At 68.8% G+C, this 18,580-nt stretch carries 16 protein-coding genes and 1 tRNA gene; 5 read left to right on the forward strand and 12 right to left on the reverse strand.

The window, feature by feature from the left end:
• Positions 1 to 85: 85 nt before the first annotated feature.
• The 3 genes from QRN21_RS16140 to QRN21_RS16150 are packed head-to-tail and all read left to right on the forward strand — an operon-like array spanning position 86 to position 2,462.
• Positions 86 to 1,069: a LacI family DNA-binding transcriptional regulator gene (locus QRN21_RS16140; RefSeq protein ID WP_056276859.1), complete on the forward strand. Its 984-nt coding sequence runs from the start codon at positions 86 to 88 to the stop codon at positions 1,067 to 1,069.
• A 22-nt stretch (positions 1,070 to 1,091) separates the two neighbouring features.
• Positions 1,092 to 2,027, forward strand: a complete 936-nt coding sequence (locus tag QRN21_RS16145) for an NAD(P)-dependent oxidoreductase (protein ID WP_056276856.1) — start codon at positions 1,092 to 1,094, stop codon at positions 2,025 to 2,027.
• Between the two features lie 39 nt (positions 2,028 to 2,066).
• Positions 2,067 to 2,462 (forward strand): VOC family protein, encoded by a 396-nt coding sequence (locus QRN21_RS16150; RefSeq protein WP_053098770.1) that lies wholly within the window; start codon positions 2,067 to 2,069, stop codon positions 2,460 to 2,462.
• 9 nt (positions 2,463 to 2,471) lie between these two features.
• Here QRN21_RS16150 and QRN21_RS16155 read toward each other — a convergent pair whose 3' ends face one another.
• The 3 genes from QRN21_RS16155 to QRN21_RS16165 all read right to left on the reverse strand — a co-directional run bounded on the left by QRN21_RS16155 (position 2,472) and on the right by QRN21_RS16165 (position 5,280).
• On the reverse strand, positions 2,472 to 3,446 hold the full coding sequence (locus QRN21_RS16155) for an NAD-dependent epimerase/dehydratase family protein (RefSeq protein ID WP_285365244.1): 975 nt from the start codon (positions 3,444 to 3,446) through the stop codon (positions 2,472 to 2,474).
• Between the two features lie 38 nt (positions 3,447 to 3,484).
• On the reverse strand, positions 3,485 to 4,141 hold the full coding sequence (locus QRN21_RS16160) for a GntR family transcriptional regulator (protein ID WP_285365246.1): 657 nt from the start codon (positions 4,139 to 4,141) through the stop codon (positions 3,485 to 3,487).
• Positions 4,142 to 4,239: 98 nt separating this feature from the next.
• Positions 4,240 to 5,280, reverse strand: coding sequence for an aldo/keto reductase (locus QRN21_RS16165; protein WP_285365249.1), 1,041 nt, complete (start codon positions 5,278 to 5,280; stop codon positions 4,240 to 4,242).
• Positions 5,281 to 5,508: 228 nt separating this feature from the next.
• On the opposite strand from QRN21_RS16165, the gene QRN21_RS16170 reads away from it, so the two are divergent.
• Entirely contained in the window at positions 5,509 to 8,133 is a 2,625-nt protein-coding gene (locus QRN21_RS16170; protein WP_200955154.1) for an excinuclease ABC subunit UvrA, read from the forward strand.
• Between the two features lie 37 nt (positions 8,134 to 8,170).
• On the opposite strand, the gene QRN21_RS16175 is transcribed toward QRN21_RS16170, so the two are convergent.
• From QRN21_RS16175 to QRN21_RS16215, 9 genes are all read right to left on the reverse strand, one after another.
• A tRNA-Ser gene (locus QRN21_RS16175) sits at positions 8,171 to 8,259 on the reverse strand.
• Positions 8,260 to 8,462: 203 nt separating this feature from the next.
• Positions 8,463 to 9,464, reverse strand: coding sequence for a LacI family DNA-binding transcriptional regulator (locus QRN21_RS16180; RefSeq protein WP_056276845.1), 1,002 nt, complete (start codon positions 9,462 to 9,464; stop codon positions 8,463 to 8,465).
• A 42-nt stretch (positions 9,465 to 9,506) separates the two neighbouring features.
• A complete protein-coding gene (locus tag QRN21_RS16185; protein WP_285365252.1) occupies positions 9,507 to 10,184 on the reverse strand; it encodes a hypothetical protein in 678 nt (225 codons plus the stop codon).
• 2 nt (positions 10,185 to 10,186) lie between these two features.
• On the reverse strand, positions 10,187 to 11,128 hold the full coding sequence (locus QRN21_RS16190) for a carbohydrate ABC transporter permease (protein ID WP_053098764.1): 942 nt from the start codon (positions 11,126 to 11,128) through the stop codon (positions 10,187 to 10,189).
• On the reverse strand, positions 11,125 to 12,126 hold the full coding sequence (locus QRN21_RS16195) for a carbohydrate ABC transporter permease (RefSeq protein WP_053098763.1): 1,002 nt from the start codon (positions 12,124 to 12,126) through the stop codon (positions 11,125 to 11,127). Before QRN21_RS16195 ends, QRN21_RS16190 begins: the two co-directional genes overlap by 4 nt.
• 67 nt (positions 12,127 to 12,193) lie before the next feature.
• Positions 12,194 to 13,489, reverse strand: coding sequence for an ABC transporter substrate-binding protein (locus tag QRN21_RS16200; protein ID WP_053098762.1), 1,296 nt, complete (start codon positions 13,487 to 13,489; stop codon positions 12,194 to 12,196).
• 163 nt (positions 13,490 to 13,652) lie between these two features.
• Positions 13,653 to 14,597 carry a glycoside hydrolase family protein gene (locus QRN21_RS16205; RefSeq protein WP_285365257.1) on the reverse strand — a complete coding sequence of 315 codons (945 nt, stop codon included), beginning with the start codon at positions 14,595 to 14,597 and terminating at the stop codon, positions 13,653 to 13,655.
• Entirely contained in the window at positions 14,594 to 15,685 is a 1,092-nt protein-coding gene (locus QRN21_RS16210) for a Gfo/Idh/MocA family protein (protein WP_285365259.1), read from the reverse strand. The genes QRN21_RS16205 and QRN21_RS16210 overlap by 4 nt, the downstream gene beginning before the upstream one ends.
• Positions 15,686 to 15,713: 28 nt before the next feature.
• Positions 15,714 to 17,489 (reverse strand): ABC transporter ATP-binding protein, encoded by a 1,776-nt coding sequence (locus tag QRN21_RS16215; protein ID WP_187249932.1) that lies wholly within the window; start codon positions 17,487 to 17,489, stop codon positions 15,714 to 15,716.
• Between the two features lie 65 nt (positions 17,490 to 17,554).
• Here QRN21_RS16215 and QRN21_RS16220 point away from each other — a divergent pair, with 65 nt between their 5' ends.
• Positions 17,555 to 18,520 carry a serine hydrolase domain-containing protein gene (locus tag QRN21_RS16220; protein WP_285365260.1) on the forward strand — a complete coding sequence of 322 codons (966 nt, stop codon included), beginning with the start codon at positions 17,555 to 17,557 and terminating at the stop codon, positions 18,518 to 18,520.
• Positions 18,521 to 18,580 lie beyond the last annotated feature (60 nt).

The following is an 18,580-nucleotide window of genomic DNA, read 5'->3' on the forward strand; positions in this document are numbered from 1 at the left end:
ATGAGGTGTTACTACGTATTACTAAGACGTAGTAGATACTATCGAGACAGACACCCGCCACGTCAAGCCCGGAAAGGAGGATGCCGTGGAGAAACGCCCGACCAGCCACGACGTCGCCCACCTCGCCGGGGTCTCGCAGTCCACCGTCTCTTTCGTCTTCACCGGGCGGCCGGGGATCTCCGAGGCGACGCGCGAGCGGGTGCTTCGCGCAGCATCCGAGCTGAACTACCGACCCAACCTGGCCGCCCGGTCCATGCGCACCCAGCGCACCGGCCGCCTCGCCGTCGTCGTGCCGATCGCCACGATGAATCCGCTCACTCTGCTCTCCGGCGCGATCTCCGCCGCGCGCGAGGCCGGCTACGTCGTGGAGGTGGTGAGCCTGCCCGAGGAGGCGACCGCGCGCGACGATCGCCTCGCCGATCTCATCGGGTCGGGGCAGTACGAGGGCGTGCTCGCGTTCACGCCGCTGCCCGCCACCGACTCCCCCGCCGATGGCCCCGTCGTGCTCTCGGTCGGCGAGTTCGACGACGCGATGCACATGACCGGCGCTTTCACCGATTCCCGACCCATCACCGAGATGATCGAACGCCTCGCAGCACAGGGACATCGGAGATTCGTGCATCTGGCCGGCCCCGACGACTTCCCGTCGGCACGAGCCCGTCGCGCGGCCTACCTCGAAGCGATCGAGCGTCTCGGACTCGAGTCGCTCGGTGTGTTCGGAGAGGAATGGAGCGGCAGCGCCGGCGAGGCCGCCGTCGACAGGCTGCCCGCAGACGCACCGCCGCTCGCCGTGATCGCCGCCAACGACATGATCGCGACCGGAGCCATCCGAGCGGCGACACGACGCGGATGGACGCTGCCCGACGACGTCGCCGTCACGGGGTGGGACGATCACCCCCAGAGCGCGTTCCTCGTGCCGTCGCTGACGAGCGTGTCGCAGGACCGCGAGAGACTGGGTGCCTACTCGATGCACCGTCTGATCGCAGCCGTCCGCGGCGGCGATGAGCCGATGAAGCCCGACGGTCTGCTGACCGTCATCTGGCGCGAGTCGACCGATTCTCCCCACTGACCGCCGAGACCTGGAGGCGCACATGAAGATCCTGATCCCGAACACCATCGAGCTGCCGGTGACCGCAGACGTCGAGACCGTCGTCTACGACATCGACGCCGAGATTCCCGCCGAGCACCGTGACGCCGAAGCGCTCGTCGTCTGGCACAACTCCTCGTCGTGGCTCCGGGAAGCCGCCCGCGCACTGCCCCGCCTGCGTCTCGTCCAGGCCCTCGCCTCCGGCGCGGATGCGGTTCTCAACGCCGGGTTCGGCGCCGACGTGCGCATCTGCTCCGGTCGCTCGCTGCATGACGGACCCGTCGCCGAGCATGCGCTGACCCTGATCCTGAGCGCCGTTCGACGTCTCGACCGGCTGCGCGACGCTCAGCGCGAGCACGTCTGGGACGAGGCGTTCAACGAGGAGCAGAGCGCCGCGCCCACTCGCGCGCTCTACACGCTGTCCGGCGCCCGCGTGACCATCTGGGGATTCGGTTCGATCGCCTCGACGCTCGCGCCGTTCCTCACCGCACTCGGCGCGGAGGTGCAGGGCATCGCCCGCACCGCCGGAGAGCGATCCGGGTATCGGGTGCACTCGGATGCCGATGCAGCCGCCGTGCTGGCTGACACCGACGTGCTCGTCTCGATCCTGCCCGCCACCGACGAGACCGCCGACCTGTTCGACGCCGAGCTCTTCCTCGCGCTCAAGCCAGGCGCGGTGTTCGTGAACGTCGGTCGTGGTGTGACCGTCGACGAGGCTGCGCTGATCGCGGCGCTGGAGTCGGGACAGCTGCGCGCCGCGGCGATCGACGTCGCGAAGTCCGAGCCGCTTCCGGCATCCGACGTGCTGTGGGACGCACCGAACCTGCTCATCACCCCTCACATCGCCGGCAACCGTCCGGTCGGAGCGGCACGCCTGGTCGACCAGAACGTGACCCGCCTCCTCGCGGGCGATGATCTCCTCAACCAGGTGCACCCCTAGGGTCTGGACACCGCGGGGCGAGCGGCGCATGCTGAGGGCATGACCGCCTTTCAGACCACACACGCGTTCAGCGGGTTCAGCGTCGACGACATCGACGCCGCCCGCTCCTTCTACGGCGACACCCTCGGCATGGACGTCACCACCAATGCCATGGGGTTCCTCGACATCAGCCTGCCCGACGGCGGATCGATCCTCGTCTACGGCAAGCCGAACCATGAGCCCGCGAGCTTCACGATCCTGAACTTCCCGGTGGACGACGTCGAAGCAGCCGTCGACGAACTCAACGAGCGGGGCGTCGTGACCAAGATCTACGACGACTCGGAGTTCGCCACCGATGAGAAGGGCATCCTGCGAGGCGGTCCCGATCGAGGGCCCGACATCGCCTGGTTCACGGACCCCGCCGGCAACGTCCTCGCCGTGCTCGCCGCCGGCTGAGCGCCGCTCTCAGGCGAGGAGCGAGTCGAAGAGCTCGTTCACGGCCGGGTCGACTCGCTGCAGCTCGGGATGCGCGTCGTGCCAGTCGATGATCTCGCGCGCCGCCGTGTGCAGTGGCACGAGCGGGGTGAAGTCCGGCACGAGGCGGCGGACCTTGGTGTTGTCGAAGACGACGGAGTGCGCCATGTCACCCGTGAGCTGCCCGGCGCGGTCGGGTGCGGCATCCTCGATCGCCGCACTCGTGGCGTACCGGATCTTCGGCTCTGCTCCCGCCGCGCGACCGAGGATCGCGTAGATCTCGTTCCAGGTGTAGACGAAGTCGCTCGTGATCTGGAAGGTGTCGCCGTAGGCGAGCGGGTTGCCGAGCAGCCCCGCGAAGCCGACCGCGAAGTCGCTCGAGTGCGTGAGCGTCCACAGCGACGTGCCGTCGCCGTGGACGATGATCTCCTCACCCCGGCGGATGCGGTCGATCGCCGTCCACCCTCCGAACGCCGGGATCGTCCACTTGTCGTAGGTGTGCGAAGGCCGCAGCACCGTGACCGGGAATCCGCGATCCCGGTACGCGGCGGTCAGCAGGTCCTCGCAGGCGATCTTGTCGCGCGAGTACTGCCAGTACGGATTGCGCAGCGGTGTGGACTCGGTGATCGGAAGACGAGAGACCGGCTTCTGGTAGGCGGATGCCGAACTGATGAAGACGTACTGTCCCGTCCGGCCCTCGAAGCGCTCGATGTCCCGCTGCACCTGATCCGGCGTGAAGGCGATCATGTCGGCGACGACATCGAACTCACGACCGGCGAGGGCGGCGTCGACCGCTGCTGCATCCGACACATCCGCCTTCAGCACCTCGACGCCGTCAGCGGGCTCGCGCTGCGACTGTCCGCGATTCAGCAGAGTGACCTCCATCCCCCGGGACGCCGCGAGCGCACTCGCCGCCGAGGAGATGATTCCGGTTCCACCGATGAACAACACCGTCGTCGCAGTCATGCATCCGACTCTAGCGACGGGTCAGGCGGGGAGGCCGCCTAGGCGAGGTGCTCGAAGAGCGCGCGGACGGCCCCTTCGACGGCATCCGGATCTTCCGCACGGATCGCGTGGGCGACGGCTTCGGCCGCAGCGACCAGCCCGGGTGTCGCGTCGTCTCCGGGTACAGTCTCGGAGAACTGCAGCGCGCATTGAGCGAGGATCGTGGCCTCGACCAGGTGCATCGCCTGTCGCGGATGCCGCACGAGGTCGTCGACGGCGGTGAGGAACGCGATGGCCGCGGCGTCGCGGTCGGCTGCGGCCTGCGCGCGACCGATCTCCTCGGCATACGCCGCGAGATCGGAGCGGACGCCTTCCGCCGTCGTGGGCAGCGCCGTGCGGAGCGCCGTCCCCGCGAGCACGCCGGCGTAGCTGATGGCGGCACGCGACTCGCGTGCGGTGAGGTCCGCGACCTTGGTGTAGCGCGCGGGAGTGACCTCGACCAGTCCGATGTCGCGCAGCCGGATGATCGCTTCGCGGATCGGGTTGAGCGACATGTCGAGCTCTCGGGCGAAGCGCATCGTGTTGAGCGTGTCGCCCGACCGATAGTCCCCCCGCAGGATCGCCCCGAGGATGTGCTGGAAGGCAAGTTCGGGCAGCGGCACGGCACCGCGATGGGTCCAGTGGTGCGTCCGTGGATCCGCGTAGGCGATGGTCATTGGTGCTCCCCAGGTCCGTTGTGTACGCCCCCTGTGACAGGGGCCCCACTAGACAGACTCGCTGCCGCCCGGAATATTACGCAGCGCCAGGGAAAAAGTCAGACGACGCTGGCGCCGGGCGCCGCAGCGAACTCCTCGAGAGCGGTGACGACGTCGTCGGAGAGCTCGACCTGGCTGGCCGCCACCGCGTCGTCGATCTGGCCCGTGCGCGATGCACCGATGATCGCGGTGGTCACCACGGAGTCCCGCAGCACCCACGCGACGGCGAGCTGGGGAATCGAGAGGCCCGCGTCCTTCGCGACGCGGTCGATGCCGCGGATGCGCTCGAGGTAGCTGTCGGTGAGCGCGGACCCGTTCAGGAAATGGCTGTTCGCGGCACGCGAGTCGGTCGGGACGTCACCATCGATGTACTTGCCGGTGAGCAGGCCCTGCGCGAGCGGCGAGAACACGGCGCTGCCGATCTCCAGCTCGCGCAGCGCCGCGAACAGCTCGGCCTCGGGAGTGCGGTCGAACAGCGAGTACCGCGGCTGGTGCAGCAGCAGCCTCACGCCCTGATCCGCGAGCAGCTGATACGCGCGACGCGCCAGCTCGGCCGGGTAGTTCGAGATGCCCACGTACAGCGCCTTGCCGCTGCGCACGATGTCGGCGAGCGCCGCGACCGTCTCCTCCAGCGGGGTCTCGGGGTCGGGGCGGTGCGAGTAGAACACGTCGACGTAGTCGGTGTTCATGCGCTGCAGACTCTGCTCGAGCGAGCGCATGAGGTACTTGCGCGATCCGCCGTCGCCGAACGGCCCCGGCCACATGTCGTAGCCGGCCTTGGTCGTGACGAACAGCTCGTCTCGGTAGCGGGCGAGCCCGCTGTCGAGGACGGCGCCGAACGTCGACTCGGCGGACCCGTACGGCGGACCGTAGTTGTTCGCGAGGTCGATGTGCACGACACCGCGGTCGAACGCGTGCAGCACGATCTCGCGCTGACTGTCGAAGGTGCGGTCGCGACCGAAGTTCTGCCAGAGTCCGAGCGACACCTTCGGCAGCTTCACCCCGCTGGAGCCTGCGCGCTGGAACGGCACGTCGGTGTAGCGGGTGGCCGCAGCCTCGTAGGCATGCGTCAGGCGGGGGTCATCGGCGGCGATGGGCATGAGGGACGCTCCTGGATCCGAGGCGGGAAGAGCTTCAGGATAGCGCTTTCTCGCACAGCGGGACCAGGACTCCGATGCATGCTGCGCCGGCATACGGGTGTCCGCGCTCGCAGGCCCGACCGACCGCTGTCAACCACACCGACGAAGTCCGACGGTCGGGGTAGCGTGACGGAGAGACGGCGATCATCGCATTCACCCCCGCTCCCCGCGGGAAACGAGAAGAGGTCCATGATGGGCGGGACCCCACCGTCGAAGCTGTCCGGCACGTCGAACGCCATCGTCGTGACCGGAGCACGGGTGCACAATCTTCGCGACGTGAGCGTCGCGATACCCCGCGACGCCCTCGTGGCCTTCACCGGCGTCTCCGGCTCGGGCAAGAGCTCCCTCGCATTCGGCACGTTGTACGCCGAGGCGCAGCGTCGGTACTTCGAGTCGGTGGCGCCCTACGCGAGGCGCCTGATGAGCCAGGTCGACATCCCCGACGTCGACGCCATCGGCGGGCTGCCTCCGGCGGTGGCCCTCCCCCAGCAGCGCACCGCGGGAAGCGCTCGATCGACCGTCGGCAGCGCCACGTCGATCGGCAACGTCATCCGCATGCTGTTCTCGCGAGTGGGCACATACCCCCGTGGGGCGGAGCCGCTGTTCGCCGAGGACTTCTCCGCGAACACCGTGCAGGGCGCGTGCCCGCGCTGCCACGGGATCGGGCAGGTGTACGACGTGCCGCTGCACCTCATGGTCCCCGACGAGTCGCTGTCGATCCGCGACCGTGCGCTCGACGCCTGGCCGCGCGCCTGGCACGGCAAGCAGCTCATCGACAGCCTGATATCGCTCGGCTACGACATCGACATCCCGTGGCGCGATCTGCCTGAGAAGCAGCGTCAGTGGGTGCTCTACACCGAGGAGTCGCCTCAGGTTCCGGTGTTCACCGACCGCGGCCCGGCGCAGGTGCGCAAAGCCGTCGCGGCCGGCATCGAGCCCTCGTACATGAGCACGTTCGTCGGCGTGAGGCAGTACGTGCTCAACACCTTCGCCAACTCGAAGAGCGCGAAGATGCGCGAGAAGGCGGCGAGCTTCATGGTCAGCGTCCGCTGCCCGATGTGCGACGGACGCCGCCTGAAGCCCGAGGCGCTCGCCGTGACGTTCGCCGGTCTCGACATCACAGAGATGGCCGCGATGCCACTCGCGGACCTCGAGGCACTCCTCGAGACGGCACTCGACTCATCCGGCAACGGAACGGATGCCCCCGGCGCCGGTGGCGAAGCGCTCCCACCCGAGAAGAAGCTCGCGGCGCACCGGCTGGTCGACGAGCTGCGCGATCGGATCTCCCCCATCATCGAGCTCGGTCTGGGCTACCTCTCGCTGGATCGCTCGACCCCGACGCTCTCGTCGGGTGAGCTGCAGCGTATGCGGCTCGCGACCCAGGTGCTGTCACAGCTGTTCGGGGTCATGTTCGTGCTCGACGAGCCGTCTGCCGGCCTCCACCCCGCCGACGGCGAAGCGCTCGTGCGCATCCTCCGCTCGTTGCGAGACTCCGGAAACACGGTCTTCTTCGTCGAGCACTCCCTCGACGTGATCCGGCATGCGGACTGGATCGTCGATATCGGCCCCGGAGCGGGATCCACCGGCGGTGAGATCGTCTATTCCGGCCCGATCGATGGGCTGCGGGACGCGGAGCGCTCCCAGACGAGACGATATCTGTTCGCCGACGACCTGCGGGCCGAGCAGCCGACGGCACAGCCGCGGGCCCCTCGCGAGCCCGACGCCGAACTCGTGCTCGTCGACGTCTCGCGGAACAATCTCCGCAGCGTCTCGGTGTCGATCCCCCTCGGCTGCCTCACCGCCGTCACGGGCGTCTCCGGTTCGGGCAAGTCGTCTCTCGTCACCCAGGCCCTGCCCGACCTGCTGCAGAGCAGCCTCTCCAGCGAGGTGGACGGCTCGTCGACCGACACGTCGACGAGGGAAGAGCAGGGCAGCGCAGCAGCTGATCCGCTGTTCTCCGCACCGATCGCCCACACGACGGGTCGCGCCTCCGGCCCCGCCGACCGCGTGCGACGCGTGGTGCAGGTCAGTCAGAAGCCGATCGGCCGCACCTCTCGATCGAACGTGGCGACGTACACCGGGCTCTTCGACCGCGTCCGCGCGCTGTTCGCCGCGACACCGGAAGCGCGTCGGAGGCGCTACGCCGCGAGCCGGTTCTCGTTCAACCTGGCGAGCGGGCGATGCCCCACCTGCAAGGGCGAGGGCACGGTCGAGGTCGAGCTGCTCTTCCTCCCCACCGTCCACGCCCCCTGCGGCACCTGCGGCGGCACGCGCTACAACCCGGAGACCCTCGAGATCGAGCTCCACGGGCACACCATCGCCGACGTCCTCGCCCTGAGCGTGAACGACGCGCGTGTCCTCTTCGAGGACGATGCCGACGTCGCGCGACACCTCGATGCCCTCCTCGACGTGGGGCTCGGGTATCTGCCGCTGGGCCAGTCGGCGACCGAGCTCTCCGGCGGCGAGGCGCAGCGCGTGAAGCTGGCGTCCGAACTGCGGCGCGCCCAGCACGGCGACACCCTCTACCTGCTCGATGAGCCCACCTCAGGACTGCATCCGTCGGACACCGATCGACTGCTCGTCCATCTTCAGCATCTCGTCGATGCCGGCAACACGGTCGTGATGGTCGAGCACGACATGCGCGTGGTCGCACAGGCCGACTGGGTGATCGACATGGGACCGGGAGCCGGAGAGCTCGGCGGCACTGTCGTGGCGCAGGGAACTCCGCGTTCCGTCGCCTCCGCGAGCGGAAGCACCACCGCGTCGTACCTCGCGGATGCCATCGCGGCTCAGGAACTCGGAGTCAGCGCCTGAGAACAGAAAATCCCTGCCGAGGCAGGGATTCTTTCTGCGGAGACGAGGGGATTTGAACCCCTGGTCCCCGTGAGGGGACTCCACCTTAGCAGGGTGGTGCACTCGGCCGGACTATGCGACGTCTCCAGGCATCCGAACCGTGAAGAGCGGATGCACCTTGCAATCATAACGGGTTCCCGTGGCTGGAACGAATCGGGGCTCAGGGTCCTCGGCCGGGCCGCCTGCAGGACGAAAGCACATCTGCAGGACGAGAACCGACGGATGCTCCCGCATCCGTGCTCCGGTCATGCACACGGCACGGGTGACGGCGCGTGACCCGAGACGATCCCTCAGCCGGCGCTCGATTCGCGCACCACGAGTTCGGGCTGGAACCGCACGCGACGGTCGTGCTCGACGCCGTCGAGCTCCTTCAGCAGCAGATCCACCCCGGTCCAGCCGAGCAGCCTGGCGGGCTGGCGGACGGAGCTCAGCGGCACGACGGTCGCCGAGGCGAAGTCGATGTCGTCGTACCCGACCATGGCGATGTCCTGGGGCACACGGATGCCGGAGCCGAAGCTGAACGCCTGCAGCAGCCCGACGGCGAGCAGGTCGTTCGCGGCGAAGACGGCATCCGGGCGCGATTCAGGCCCACGCGCCGCGATGGCCTCGCCCGCAGCCCTGCCCTGGAGCACCGTGAGCGCGGACTGCTCGAAGATCTCGAGAGTGACATCGGGGTGAGCGGCGACGGCCGCCTGCACGCCGCGCAGACGATCGGCGACCTGCTGCACCGACTGCGGTCCTCCGACGAATGCCAGCCGGCGACGTCCCGAAGCCAGCAGGTGATCGGCAGCCAGGCGTCCGCCTTCGACGTCATCGACCGAGACCGACGGCAGCAGCCCCTCCTCCACCTCGCGGTCGACGAGGATCACCGGCATGCCGCCCGCGGCGAATCGATGCACGGCCGAGAGGTCGTCGGTGGCGGGTGTGAGCAGCACGCCGTTGACCCGCTGCTCCTGGAAGAGCTCGAGGTGCGCGACCTGGCGCTCGTCTCGCTCGTCGCTGTTGCCGAGCAGCACCGTCATGCCGGCATCCGCTGCCCGGTCCTCCGCGCCGCGCACGACCTCGGCGAAGAACGGGTTGCCGATGTCGGGCACCACGAGTCCGATGCTGCGGCTGCGACCCGCGCGCAGCTGCCTGGCGGCGTCGTTGCGCACGAAGCCGAGTTCCTGGATCACCCGCTGCACGCGCTCGACCGTCTTGGCGGACACGCGCTCGGGCTGATTGAGCACGTTCGAGACGGTGCCGACCGAGACGCCGGCCGCAGCCGCCACGTCCTTCACCCCTACCGCCATGGCCTGCCTCCGTCCGTCCGCGCGTGCGCCACGACTACCTTCTCATTCCGCGGGGTGAACTCCGCGCCGACGACGCCCCGGAACCGCGACGACGGCGAGCGCCGCACAGCCGATGCCCGCGATGAACAGGGGCGCGAGCGCCCAGGTCACGACGCCGGTGAAGACGGCCGCGGCCGCGATGTACGCGGCTCCGGCGGCATCCGCTGTGATCATCCCCGGCACCGCGCGGACCGCGGCGGTCCACCCGGTCGACGGCGACCAGGCGCCGGCGGCGAGCAGCACGGCGACCGCGAGAGCGAGCAGCCCCGCCCAGCCGATGACCGCGATGAACTCGCCACCGGGCAGTGCGCCCGAGCCCGCGAGCACGACGTCGACCGTGAGCACGGCGGCGATCAGCGCAGCCGGCACCCCGACGCGGAGCGAGGGCAGGATGCCGGTGCGCACGTCGTCCCAGAACAGGGCCGTGCGCGAGTCCTCCGCGGCGACGAAACGACGCAGGTGACGGATGCCGGCAGCCAGGGCGATCGGCAGCGTGACGACGCCGAGGGCGATGATCGTCATCAGCAGCCCGACCGTGAGCACCTCGCCGAACAGACCGAACTTGGCGGTCGCTCCGGGGTTGACCCCGGGCTCGACACCGGCGACCGTCGGGCCGGCGCCCGACCGTGCCTCTCGTTTCGCCGCCCGGTGCGCCCGACGCTCTGCGTTGATGACCGACATGACTAGCCCTTCAGTCCCTGCGTGGCGACTCCGTCGACGAGGAAGCGCTGGAAGACCACGAAGAACAGCAGCACCGGCACGAGCGCCACGAACGACGCCGTGACCGTCGCGCCGTAGTCGGACGACGAGGTCTGGTCGTTGTAGAGGCGCAGCGCGATCGGCAGCGGGTAGTTCTCGGGGCTCGTCAGGTAGAGCAGCGGGCCGAGGAAGTCGTTCCACGCCCAGATGAACGAGAAGATCGCGCAGGTGATCAGGGCGGGCTTGATGAGCGGCAGGATGATCGACCAGAAGATCCGCAGGTGGCCTGCTCCGTCGATGCGCGCCGCTTCATCCATGTCGCGGGGCATCTGACGGATGAACTGCACGAGAAGGAAGACGAAGAACGCCTCGGTGGCGAGGAACTTCGGCAGGATCAGCGGGATGAAGGTGTCGACCCATCCGAGCTGGTTGAAGATGATGTACTGCGGGATGATCACGACGTGGAACGGCAGCAGCAGCGTGCCGATCATCGCGGCGAACAGCACGCCGAGTCCCTTGAACTGCACTCGTGCGAAGGCGTAGGCGGCGAGCGCCGACGAGAGCACCGTGCCGACGACGGCCGAGACCGCGAGGATCAGCGAGTTCAGGAAGAAGCGCCACATCGGCACTCCGGCGATGCCCTCCATGACCTTGCCGTAGTTGTCGAGCGTCGGCGCCTGCGGCAGCAGACCGGGGTTCTGACCGAACTCGGAGTTCGGCTTGAACGTCGACAGGAACAGCCACAGCAGCGGGTAGAGCACCACCGCGGTGAGCACGAGGAGACCGATGAACCAGATGACGGTCTGCCAGGTCTTGCGCTTGATGCGGCGACGCGGGGCGGGCGGACCGACGGGCGTCGTCTGCTGCGCGGCGAAGACCGGAGTGGATGCGGCGCCGGACGTGGTCGCCTGATTGGAGGTGCTCATTTGTCGTCTCCCGAGTAGTGCACCCACGACCTCTGAGTGCGGAAGAGGATGAAGGCGATGATCGCGACGACGACGAGCAGGACCCACGCGATCGCGGCCGCGTAGCCCATCTGTCCGTCGGAGAACCCTCGCTTGTACAGGTACACGGTGATGAAGTTCGTCATGCCGGCGGGGCCGCCGGTGCCGTTCGAGATGATGTACGCCGAGGCGAACACCTGGAACGCGCCGATGAGACCGAGCAGCAGGTTGAAGAACATCACCGGGGAGAGCATCGGGATCGTCACCGCGCGGAACCGACGGTAGGCGTTCGCGCCGTCCATCTCTGCGGCCTCGTACAGCTCCTTGGGGATCTGCTTGAGACCCGCGAGGAAGATCACCATCGTGGCTCCGAACTGCCAGACGGCGAGCAGGATCATCATCGGGAGCACGAGGCTCGGGTTGCCGATCCATCCGCCGAGATCGACGCCGAAGATCTGCAGACCGCTGTCGACCGGACCGTCGGAGGAGAACATGGCCCGCCACACGATGGCGACCGAGACCGAGCCGCCGATGAGGGACGGCGCGTAGAAGGCGGAGCGGAAGAAGCCGGCGCCCTTGTCGCGGTAGTTCAGGAGCATCGCGACGCCGAGGGCGGCCGCGAGGGTGATCGGAGTGCCGATGAAGACGTAGACGAGGGTGATCTGCGCCGACTGGATGAAGTTCGGGTCGCTCGTGAAGAGTCGGATGTAGTTGTCCAGCCCGATCCACTTGGGCGGCTGGAAGATGTTGTACTTCGTGAAGGAGAGGTACAGGGAGTAGATCATCGGCACGGCGGTGAGACCGAAGAAGCCGATGAGCCACGGGGTGAGGAACGCATAGCCGGTCGCCGTCTCACGCCGCAGACGTGCGCGCTGGCCCGGCCGCGCGAGTTCGTTCTCGGGGCGGCGGCCGCTGCGCAGCGCCCGCCCTCGCCCGGACTTCTTGCCCGTGACGATCGTCCTGGTCGCCGTCGTGCTCATGACAGCTCCTTCCGAAGTGGATGGGATGCGGTGGGCCGGGCGGATGCCACCCGGCCCACCGACGGGATCACTGGTTGAGGACGACGTCCATCTCGGAGAAGAACTGCGTCACGGCCTCGTCGACCGTCGTGGTGCCGAAGTTCAGCTCGGTGCCCAGCACCCGGAACTTCTCCTCGAGGGTGCCGTAGCCGACGATCGGCACGGGCGGAGCGTCGCCGAGGCGGTCGGCGATCGACTCCTCGTAGTCCTTGACGAGCTGGCTCATGGGATCGAGCTCTGCGGCCTCGAGAGCGGTCTCGGATGCGGGGAGGCCACGGTTGGTGCCGAAGATCTCGCCGGACTCGGGCGAGTTGACCAGGAAGTTGACGAGCGTCGCCGCCGCCTCCGGGTGCTCGGTCTTGGCCGAGATCGTGTGCAGCATCGAGGGCTTCAGGTACAGATCCTTCGCGCCCTCCTTCGTGACCGGCGGGGCGACGAGGCCGAGCTCGGTGTAGCTCTCGCCGAGGTTGGCGAGGTAGCCCGCACCGAAGTTGTCCCACGTCAGCTCGCTGGCGTTCTTCGCGGCGTCGAACGCGGTGAGGGGGTTGAGCTCCTCGACGACCTGCTGCGGAACGACGACTCCGTCACGGATGTCGTCTCCGGCCTCCCAGAACTCCTTCAGACGGTCTTCGTCGAAGCCGGGCGTGCCGTCTTCGTCGAACAGGTTCTTGCCCTCGCTGCGCAGCTGCAGCTCGAAGTTCTGGATGCGCCCCGTCCAGTCGGACCCGCCCCAGAACTCACCCGCGCCGGCATCGGTGATCTCGCCCATCCACTCGTCGTAGTCTTCCCAGTCGCCCCCGGGGAACTCCTCGACGCCTGCGGTCTCGAGCAGCTGGGGGTTGGTGAAGACGCCCCACGCGTTGGTCGAGGTGGTGATGCCGTAGGTCGTGTCATCGACGACGCCGATGCCGAGGATGTTCTCGGAGAGCGGCTCGGTGTCGATGACCGAGCCGAGGTAGGGCTCGAGGTCGAGCAGCAGGCCGTTCTCCGAGTACTGACGCAGGTACGAGTAGTCGAACTGCATGACGTCGGGGAGTCCGCCGCCGGCGGCCTCGGTCTGGCGCTTCTCCCAGAACTCCGGGAACCCGAGGAACGTCGCGTTCACCGTGATGTTCGGGTACTCCTCGTTGAACGCCTCGATCGCCTGGTTGTAGAGATCGGCGCGGACGTCGTTGCCCCAGAACGCCAGGTCGAGGGTGACCTTCTCGTCGGGGTCGTACGTGGGCTCGCCCTCGGGGCTGCCTCCGCCGGCGCAGCCGGCGAGTACCAGCGCTGCGCTGGTGGCGACGGCCGCTGCGGCCGCCAGACGCTTCTTGCTGAACATCGTTGTCCTCTCTGATGAACGTCCTCGTTCGGCAGGGCCGCGGAACGCCTGTGTCCATGTGGTGCGGGATGCGATCTCCATCGTGCGGGGAAAACGCTTACCTGCACGCTAATCCAGATTGAAACGTTTCGCAACCGGCAATTCGCGGCGGGGATTACATCGATTACCGCGGGATCTTCGATCCTCTCACGATCAGCTTCCCGCCCTCGACCTCGAGCCCCACGCGATGCACGGCGGATCGCCTCTGCTCGCCCGTCGCAGCGTGGGCCGGAGCCCGCTCCGCGGCGGCGGCGGCGGCGGCGGCGGCGAAGAAGTAGAACCACAGGTCGTCGCCGACGCGCACCTGCGCGCCGTGACTGCCGACCCCTCCGGTCGGCAGATCAGCGAGGATCACGGCATCCGCATCACCCTGACGCGTCCAGCGCGTGCCGTCGTCGGAGCGATAGACGCCCATCCCCCGCCACTCGTCCACGATCAGCCACCAGAGACCGCCGAGCTCGAACACGGTCGGCCCCTCGTGCGGCCGTCCTCCGATCGCGACGCCGTCGAGGGACCAGTCCACGAGGTCGGGCGATGACGCGACCATGGTCACCGAGTCCGCCGCCTCATCCTTGTACCAGAGGCGCCACAGTCCGTCGGGCGTGCGCGCGACGGCCGCATCGATCACACGATCGCTGCTCAGCACGAGCGGGCCGCGTCTCGACCAGTGCCGCAGGTCGTCGGAGACGTACTCGACGATGGCGCGAGCAAACCCCGGCCAGCGGTCGGGGATGCCGTCGATCTCGGTGAGATGCATCCGCCAGCGCGCACCGTCCCAGAAGACCTCCGGGGCCCAGTGCGTGCGGTCGACCTCGGCGGGCGGCGGGCCGGGCTCGAGGACGAGATCGGATGCCGTGGGCTCGAGCGTTCCGTCGTAGCGCCAGTCCAGACCGTCGGTCGATGTCGCGACCCCGATCCGGCTGCCGTGCACCCACGACACCCCCGGTCCCGCATCCGCGAGGCTCGCCCGACGCTGGGTGTAGAACATCCACCACAGCCCGTCGGCGTCGACCACGACCCGCGGGTCGGTGGCGCCGTCGTAGACGGGGTCGCGGTAGAGCTCTCTCACCTGCGGAGATCGGTGACCGGGCTCGCGAAGCCGGCCCGGTGCGTCGGGTGCGAGCCCAGCAGCTCGGGGGTGATCACCGTGCCGTCTGCAGCGGCCGAGGCGTAGATGGCCGCCACGATCTCGAGTGAGCGCGCGGGCGCATCAGCGGTAGGAGGCAGGGGTGCGCCCTCGAGCAGAGCGTCGAACACGTCGCGCAGCAGCGGCTCGTGGTCGCTGCGCTCCTCGGCATCCGGGAACGCCCATCCCTCGGCCTCCGACTCGAAGCCGGGCGCCGGGGTGATCCGCCAGTTCTCATGACCGTGGCCGTAGACGTGGTCGACCGTGACCGTGGCCTTCTGGGTGTCGATGCGGATCGAGCTCGTCTCTCGCGGCGACACGGCACTGGTGACGAGCTGCGCGACCACTCCCTGGCCGAAGACGATGGTCGCGGTCGAGACGTCCTCGGTCTCGGTCTCGCGGTCGAGCCGCCAGAGCCTGCCCTGCACCGACGACCAGTCGCCCAGCAGGTGAGCGAGCAGGTCGATCTGGTGGATGCCGTGGCCCAGGGTCGTTCCGCCGCCCTCCGTCTCCCACTTGCCGCGCCACGGCACCGCGAAGTAGCCGGCGTCACGGAACCAGAGCGTCTGACACACGGCGACGAGCGGGCGGCCGAGGGCTCCGCTCTGCAGCAGCCCGCGCACGTGCGCCGCGGCCGTGCCGGTGCGCTGCTGGAAGACGACCGCCAGCTGCCTGCCCGCGGCCTCGGCCGCCGCGCGCATCTCGTCGAGCTCGTCGAGCGACGGTGCCGGCGGCTTCTCGACGATCACATGCGCGCCGGCTGCGAAGGCTGCGAGCGACTGCGAACGGTGCGGCCCGGGCGGCGTGCAGATGAGCATGACGTCGGGGTGCTCGGCGGCGAGCATCTCGTCGAGGTCGCCGTAGGCGGCATCGATGCCGTATCGGCCGGCGAACTCCTGCGCCTTCTCCCGGCTGAGGTCGGCGACGGCGACGAGCTCGGCGCGCGGGTACGCGGCGACCGCGCGGGCGTGCGCGTTCGCCACCGCCCCGGTGCCGACCAGGGCCGCGCGAAGGGTCTTCTCGGTTGTCATCGTTCCTCCTCAGGACGCTGAGCCGGGGTCATCTGATGCCGTTCTGCACCAGGTGCAGGCGGGCGTATCGCCCGTCGGCGGCGAGCAGCTCGTCGTGCGAGCCCTGTTCGACGATACGTCCGTGCTCGAGCACGACGATGCGATCGGCCTGCCGGATCGTCGACAGCCGGTGCGCGACCACGAGCGTCGTGCGACCGCGCATGAGCCGTTCGAGGGCCTCTTTGACGAGTCCCTCGGACTCGGGGTCGAGCGCGCTCGTCGCCTCGTCGAGCAGCAGGATCCGCGGATCGCGCACGAGCGCGCGGGCGATCGCCAGACGCTGGCGCTGACCACCCGAGAGGCGCGCTCCGCGCTCGCCGACCACCGTGTCCCACCCCTGCGACTGCTCGCTCACGAACTCCCACGCGTTGGCGTCTCGCAGCGCCTGTTCGACGCGATCGGGCGTGACGTCGGGCATGCCGTAGGCGATGTTGTCGAAGACCGACCCCTCGAACAGCACCGACTCCTGCGGCACGACCGAGATCGACCGGCGCACTGTGCGCAGGTCGAGCTCCTGCATGTCGGCGCCGTCGAGCACGATGCGGCCGCTCGTCGGACGGACGAATCCGAGCACGAGGTTCAGGAGGGTCGACTTGCCCGATCCCGACGATCCCACGAAGGCGACCGTCTCACCGGGGGCGATCCGCAGATCGATCTCGAACAGGGCGTCGTCGTCGGCATCCGCGTAGCGATGCGTCGCAGAGTCGAGCACGATCTCGCCGGCGACCGCCGAGACGACGCGCTTGCCGGAGTTCTGCTCGACGTCGGGCTCCTGCAGCACCTCGGCGATCGAGCGCACCGACTCGAGCCCGCGGGCGCCGACGGGAATGAGCATGAGCAGCTGGGTGAGCCCGCCGGTCAGCAGCGTGAAGTAGCTCGAGAGCATCACGACCTCGCCCGGCGTGATCGGGAGGAAGCCGGTGAGCGCGCACACGGCGGCGAGCATGAGGCAGGCGACGCCGAGCAGCTGCATCGCGACCCAGGAGATCGAGGCCACCCGGCCGTTCAGCAGGTCGAGGTCGAGTCCGGCGCGGCGCACGCCATCCGCCCCGCCCGCGACGCGGTTGATCGCCGTCTCCTCGAGCCCGTGAGCGCGGGTCACCGGGATCAGCGACGCCATCTCGCCGACGCGGGCCGACAGCGTCTCGATCTCGCGCCGGAAGACCTCGTTGCGACGCTGCGATCGATTGCGCATGCCGTAGCGGATGCCGATCGCGATCGGCACGGCGAGGGCGTACACGGGAAGGAACTGCGGCACGGTGACCGCCGTCATGCTGAGTGCGCCGAGCATCACCATGGTCGACGACAGGAGCGGATGCGTGACCTGCTGCAGCATGAGCTCGACGTTCTCGACGTCGCGCACCACCTTCGTCTGCACGATCGAGGAGCTCATCCTCGTGTGGTACCCGATCGAGAGGCTCTGCAGTCGCGCGGTGAGGGCGTTGCGGAGATCGGCACCGAGGTCTCGCACCACGGTCATGAAGTTGCGGGTGTAGATGATGTGGTTCGGGTAGTTCTGCAGCAGCAGCACGGCGGCCAGCGCGAACCACCACAGCACCTCGGTGACATCGCCGTCGCTCGCCACGACGTCGATGATCGCGGCGGTGATCACCGGCAGGAACCAGAGCGGGATCTCCTTGATCGCGAAGGCCGTGATCGCGAAGGTCAGTCGCCAGGGACGGCGGGCGACGAGGCGCAGCACGGAGCGGGTCGGGTGATCACCGTCGATGAGCGCGGCCGGATGGGAAAGCGCTTTCTGTGCCATGGTCCTATCGTAGAGTCACCGCACCCGTCTGGGAAGCGCGACCATCCGAATCAGCAGGAGCAGCCATGACCTTCGACGCAGCATTCGACTGGGCACGCGGTCACGTGCAGGCGGAGCGCCTGCCGACAGCCGTGCTCGGCATGGCCACCGCCGACGGGATCGTCGACCTCGAGGGCTTCGGGGCCGCGACGGATGCCGTGTATCCGCTGTTCTCGATCACGAAGGTGCTCACCGGCATCACGGCGACGCGCGCCATCGAGAGGGGTCTGCTCACCCCGAACACTCCGCTCGCCGACGCCCTGCCGCAGTTCGGCACCTCTCGTGACGACATCGTGCGGCTGTGGCACCTGGCATCCCACACCTCGGGGATCTCCGAGCCGGCTCTCGACACCGCGCTTCCGCTGCGCGACGAGCTGCTCAGCCAGGGGCGGGACTTCGCCGCCGGCACCGCGTCGCGGTATTCCACCCTGGCCTTCGAGGGGATCGCGGCGCTGATCGAGCACGCGACCGGTTCGACCTGGGATGCCGGCACATTCGACTGGGCGCATCGCATCGGCGCGATCGGCCTGACCCTCGACCCGAGCAAGTCCCTCGGGGTTCCGGATGCCGCGGCCGGCGGACTCGACCTCGACCGGTTCCACGCCACGCGTGCTCCCGGCGCAGGCCTCCTGGGCAGAGCCGAGGATCTCCTGCACCTCGGCGCCGAGCTGCTGCGCATCGGCCAGGGCGCGAAGGACGGCATCCTGTCTCCGGCGGGACTGGCCATGATGCTCCGCCCGCTGACCGGCGCGATCCCCCGCCTCGACCCGTACCCCTCTGAGCGCGGTCAGGACTGGGGCTTCACGTTCAACCTGCGCTCACGAGCGCCGGGGCTGGTGGACCGTGACGTCTTCGGCCACGGCGGGTGGGCGGGCACGGAGTTCTGGGTGCACCCGACGGCGGGCGTCTGCTGGGTGCTGCTCACGAACGCGGCCGTGCGCCCGGGCGTGGACGCCGATCAGCTCGACAATGCGGTCATCACCGCCGTGTGACCGCCGACGCTCGCTTGACACGTCGCTCGCCCGTGTCTAGGGTTGAGACATTGAATGAAA

This window comes from Microbacterium sp. LMC-P-041 (assembly GCF_030209555.1).
Classification (GTDB): domain Bacteria; phylum Actinomycetota; class Actinomycetes; order Actinomycetales; family Microbacteriaceae; genus Microbacterium.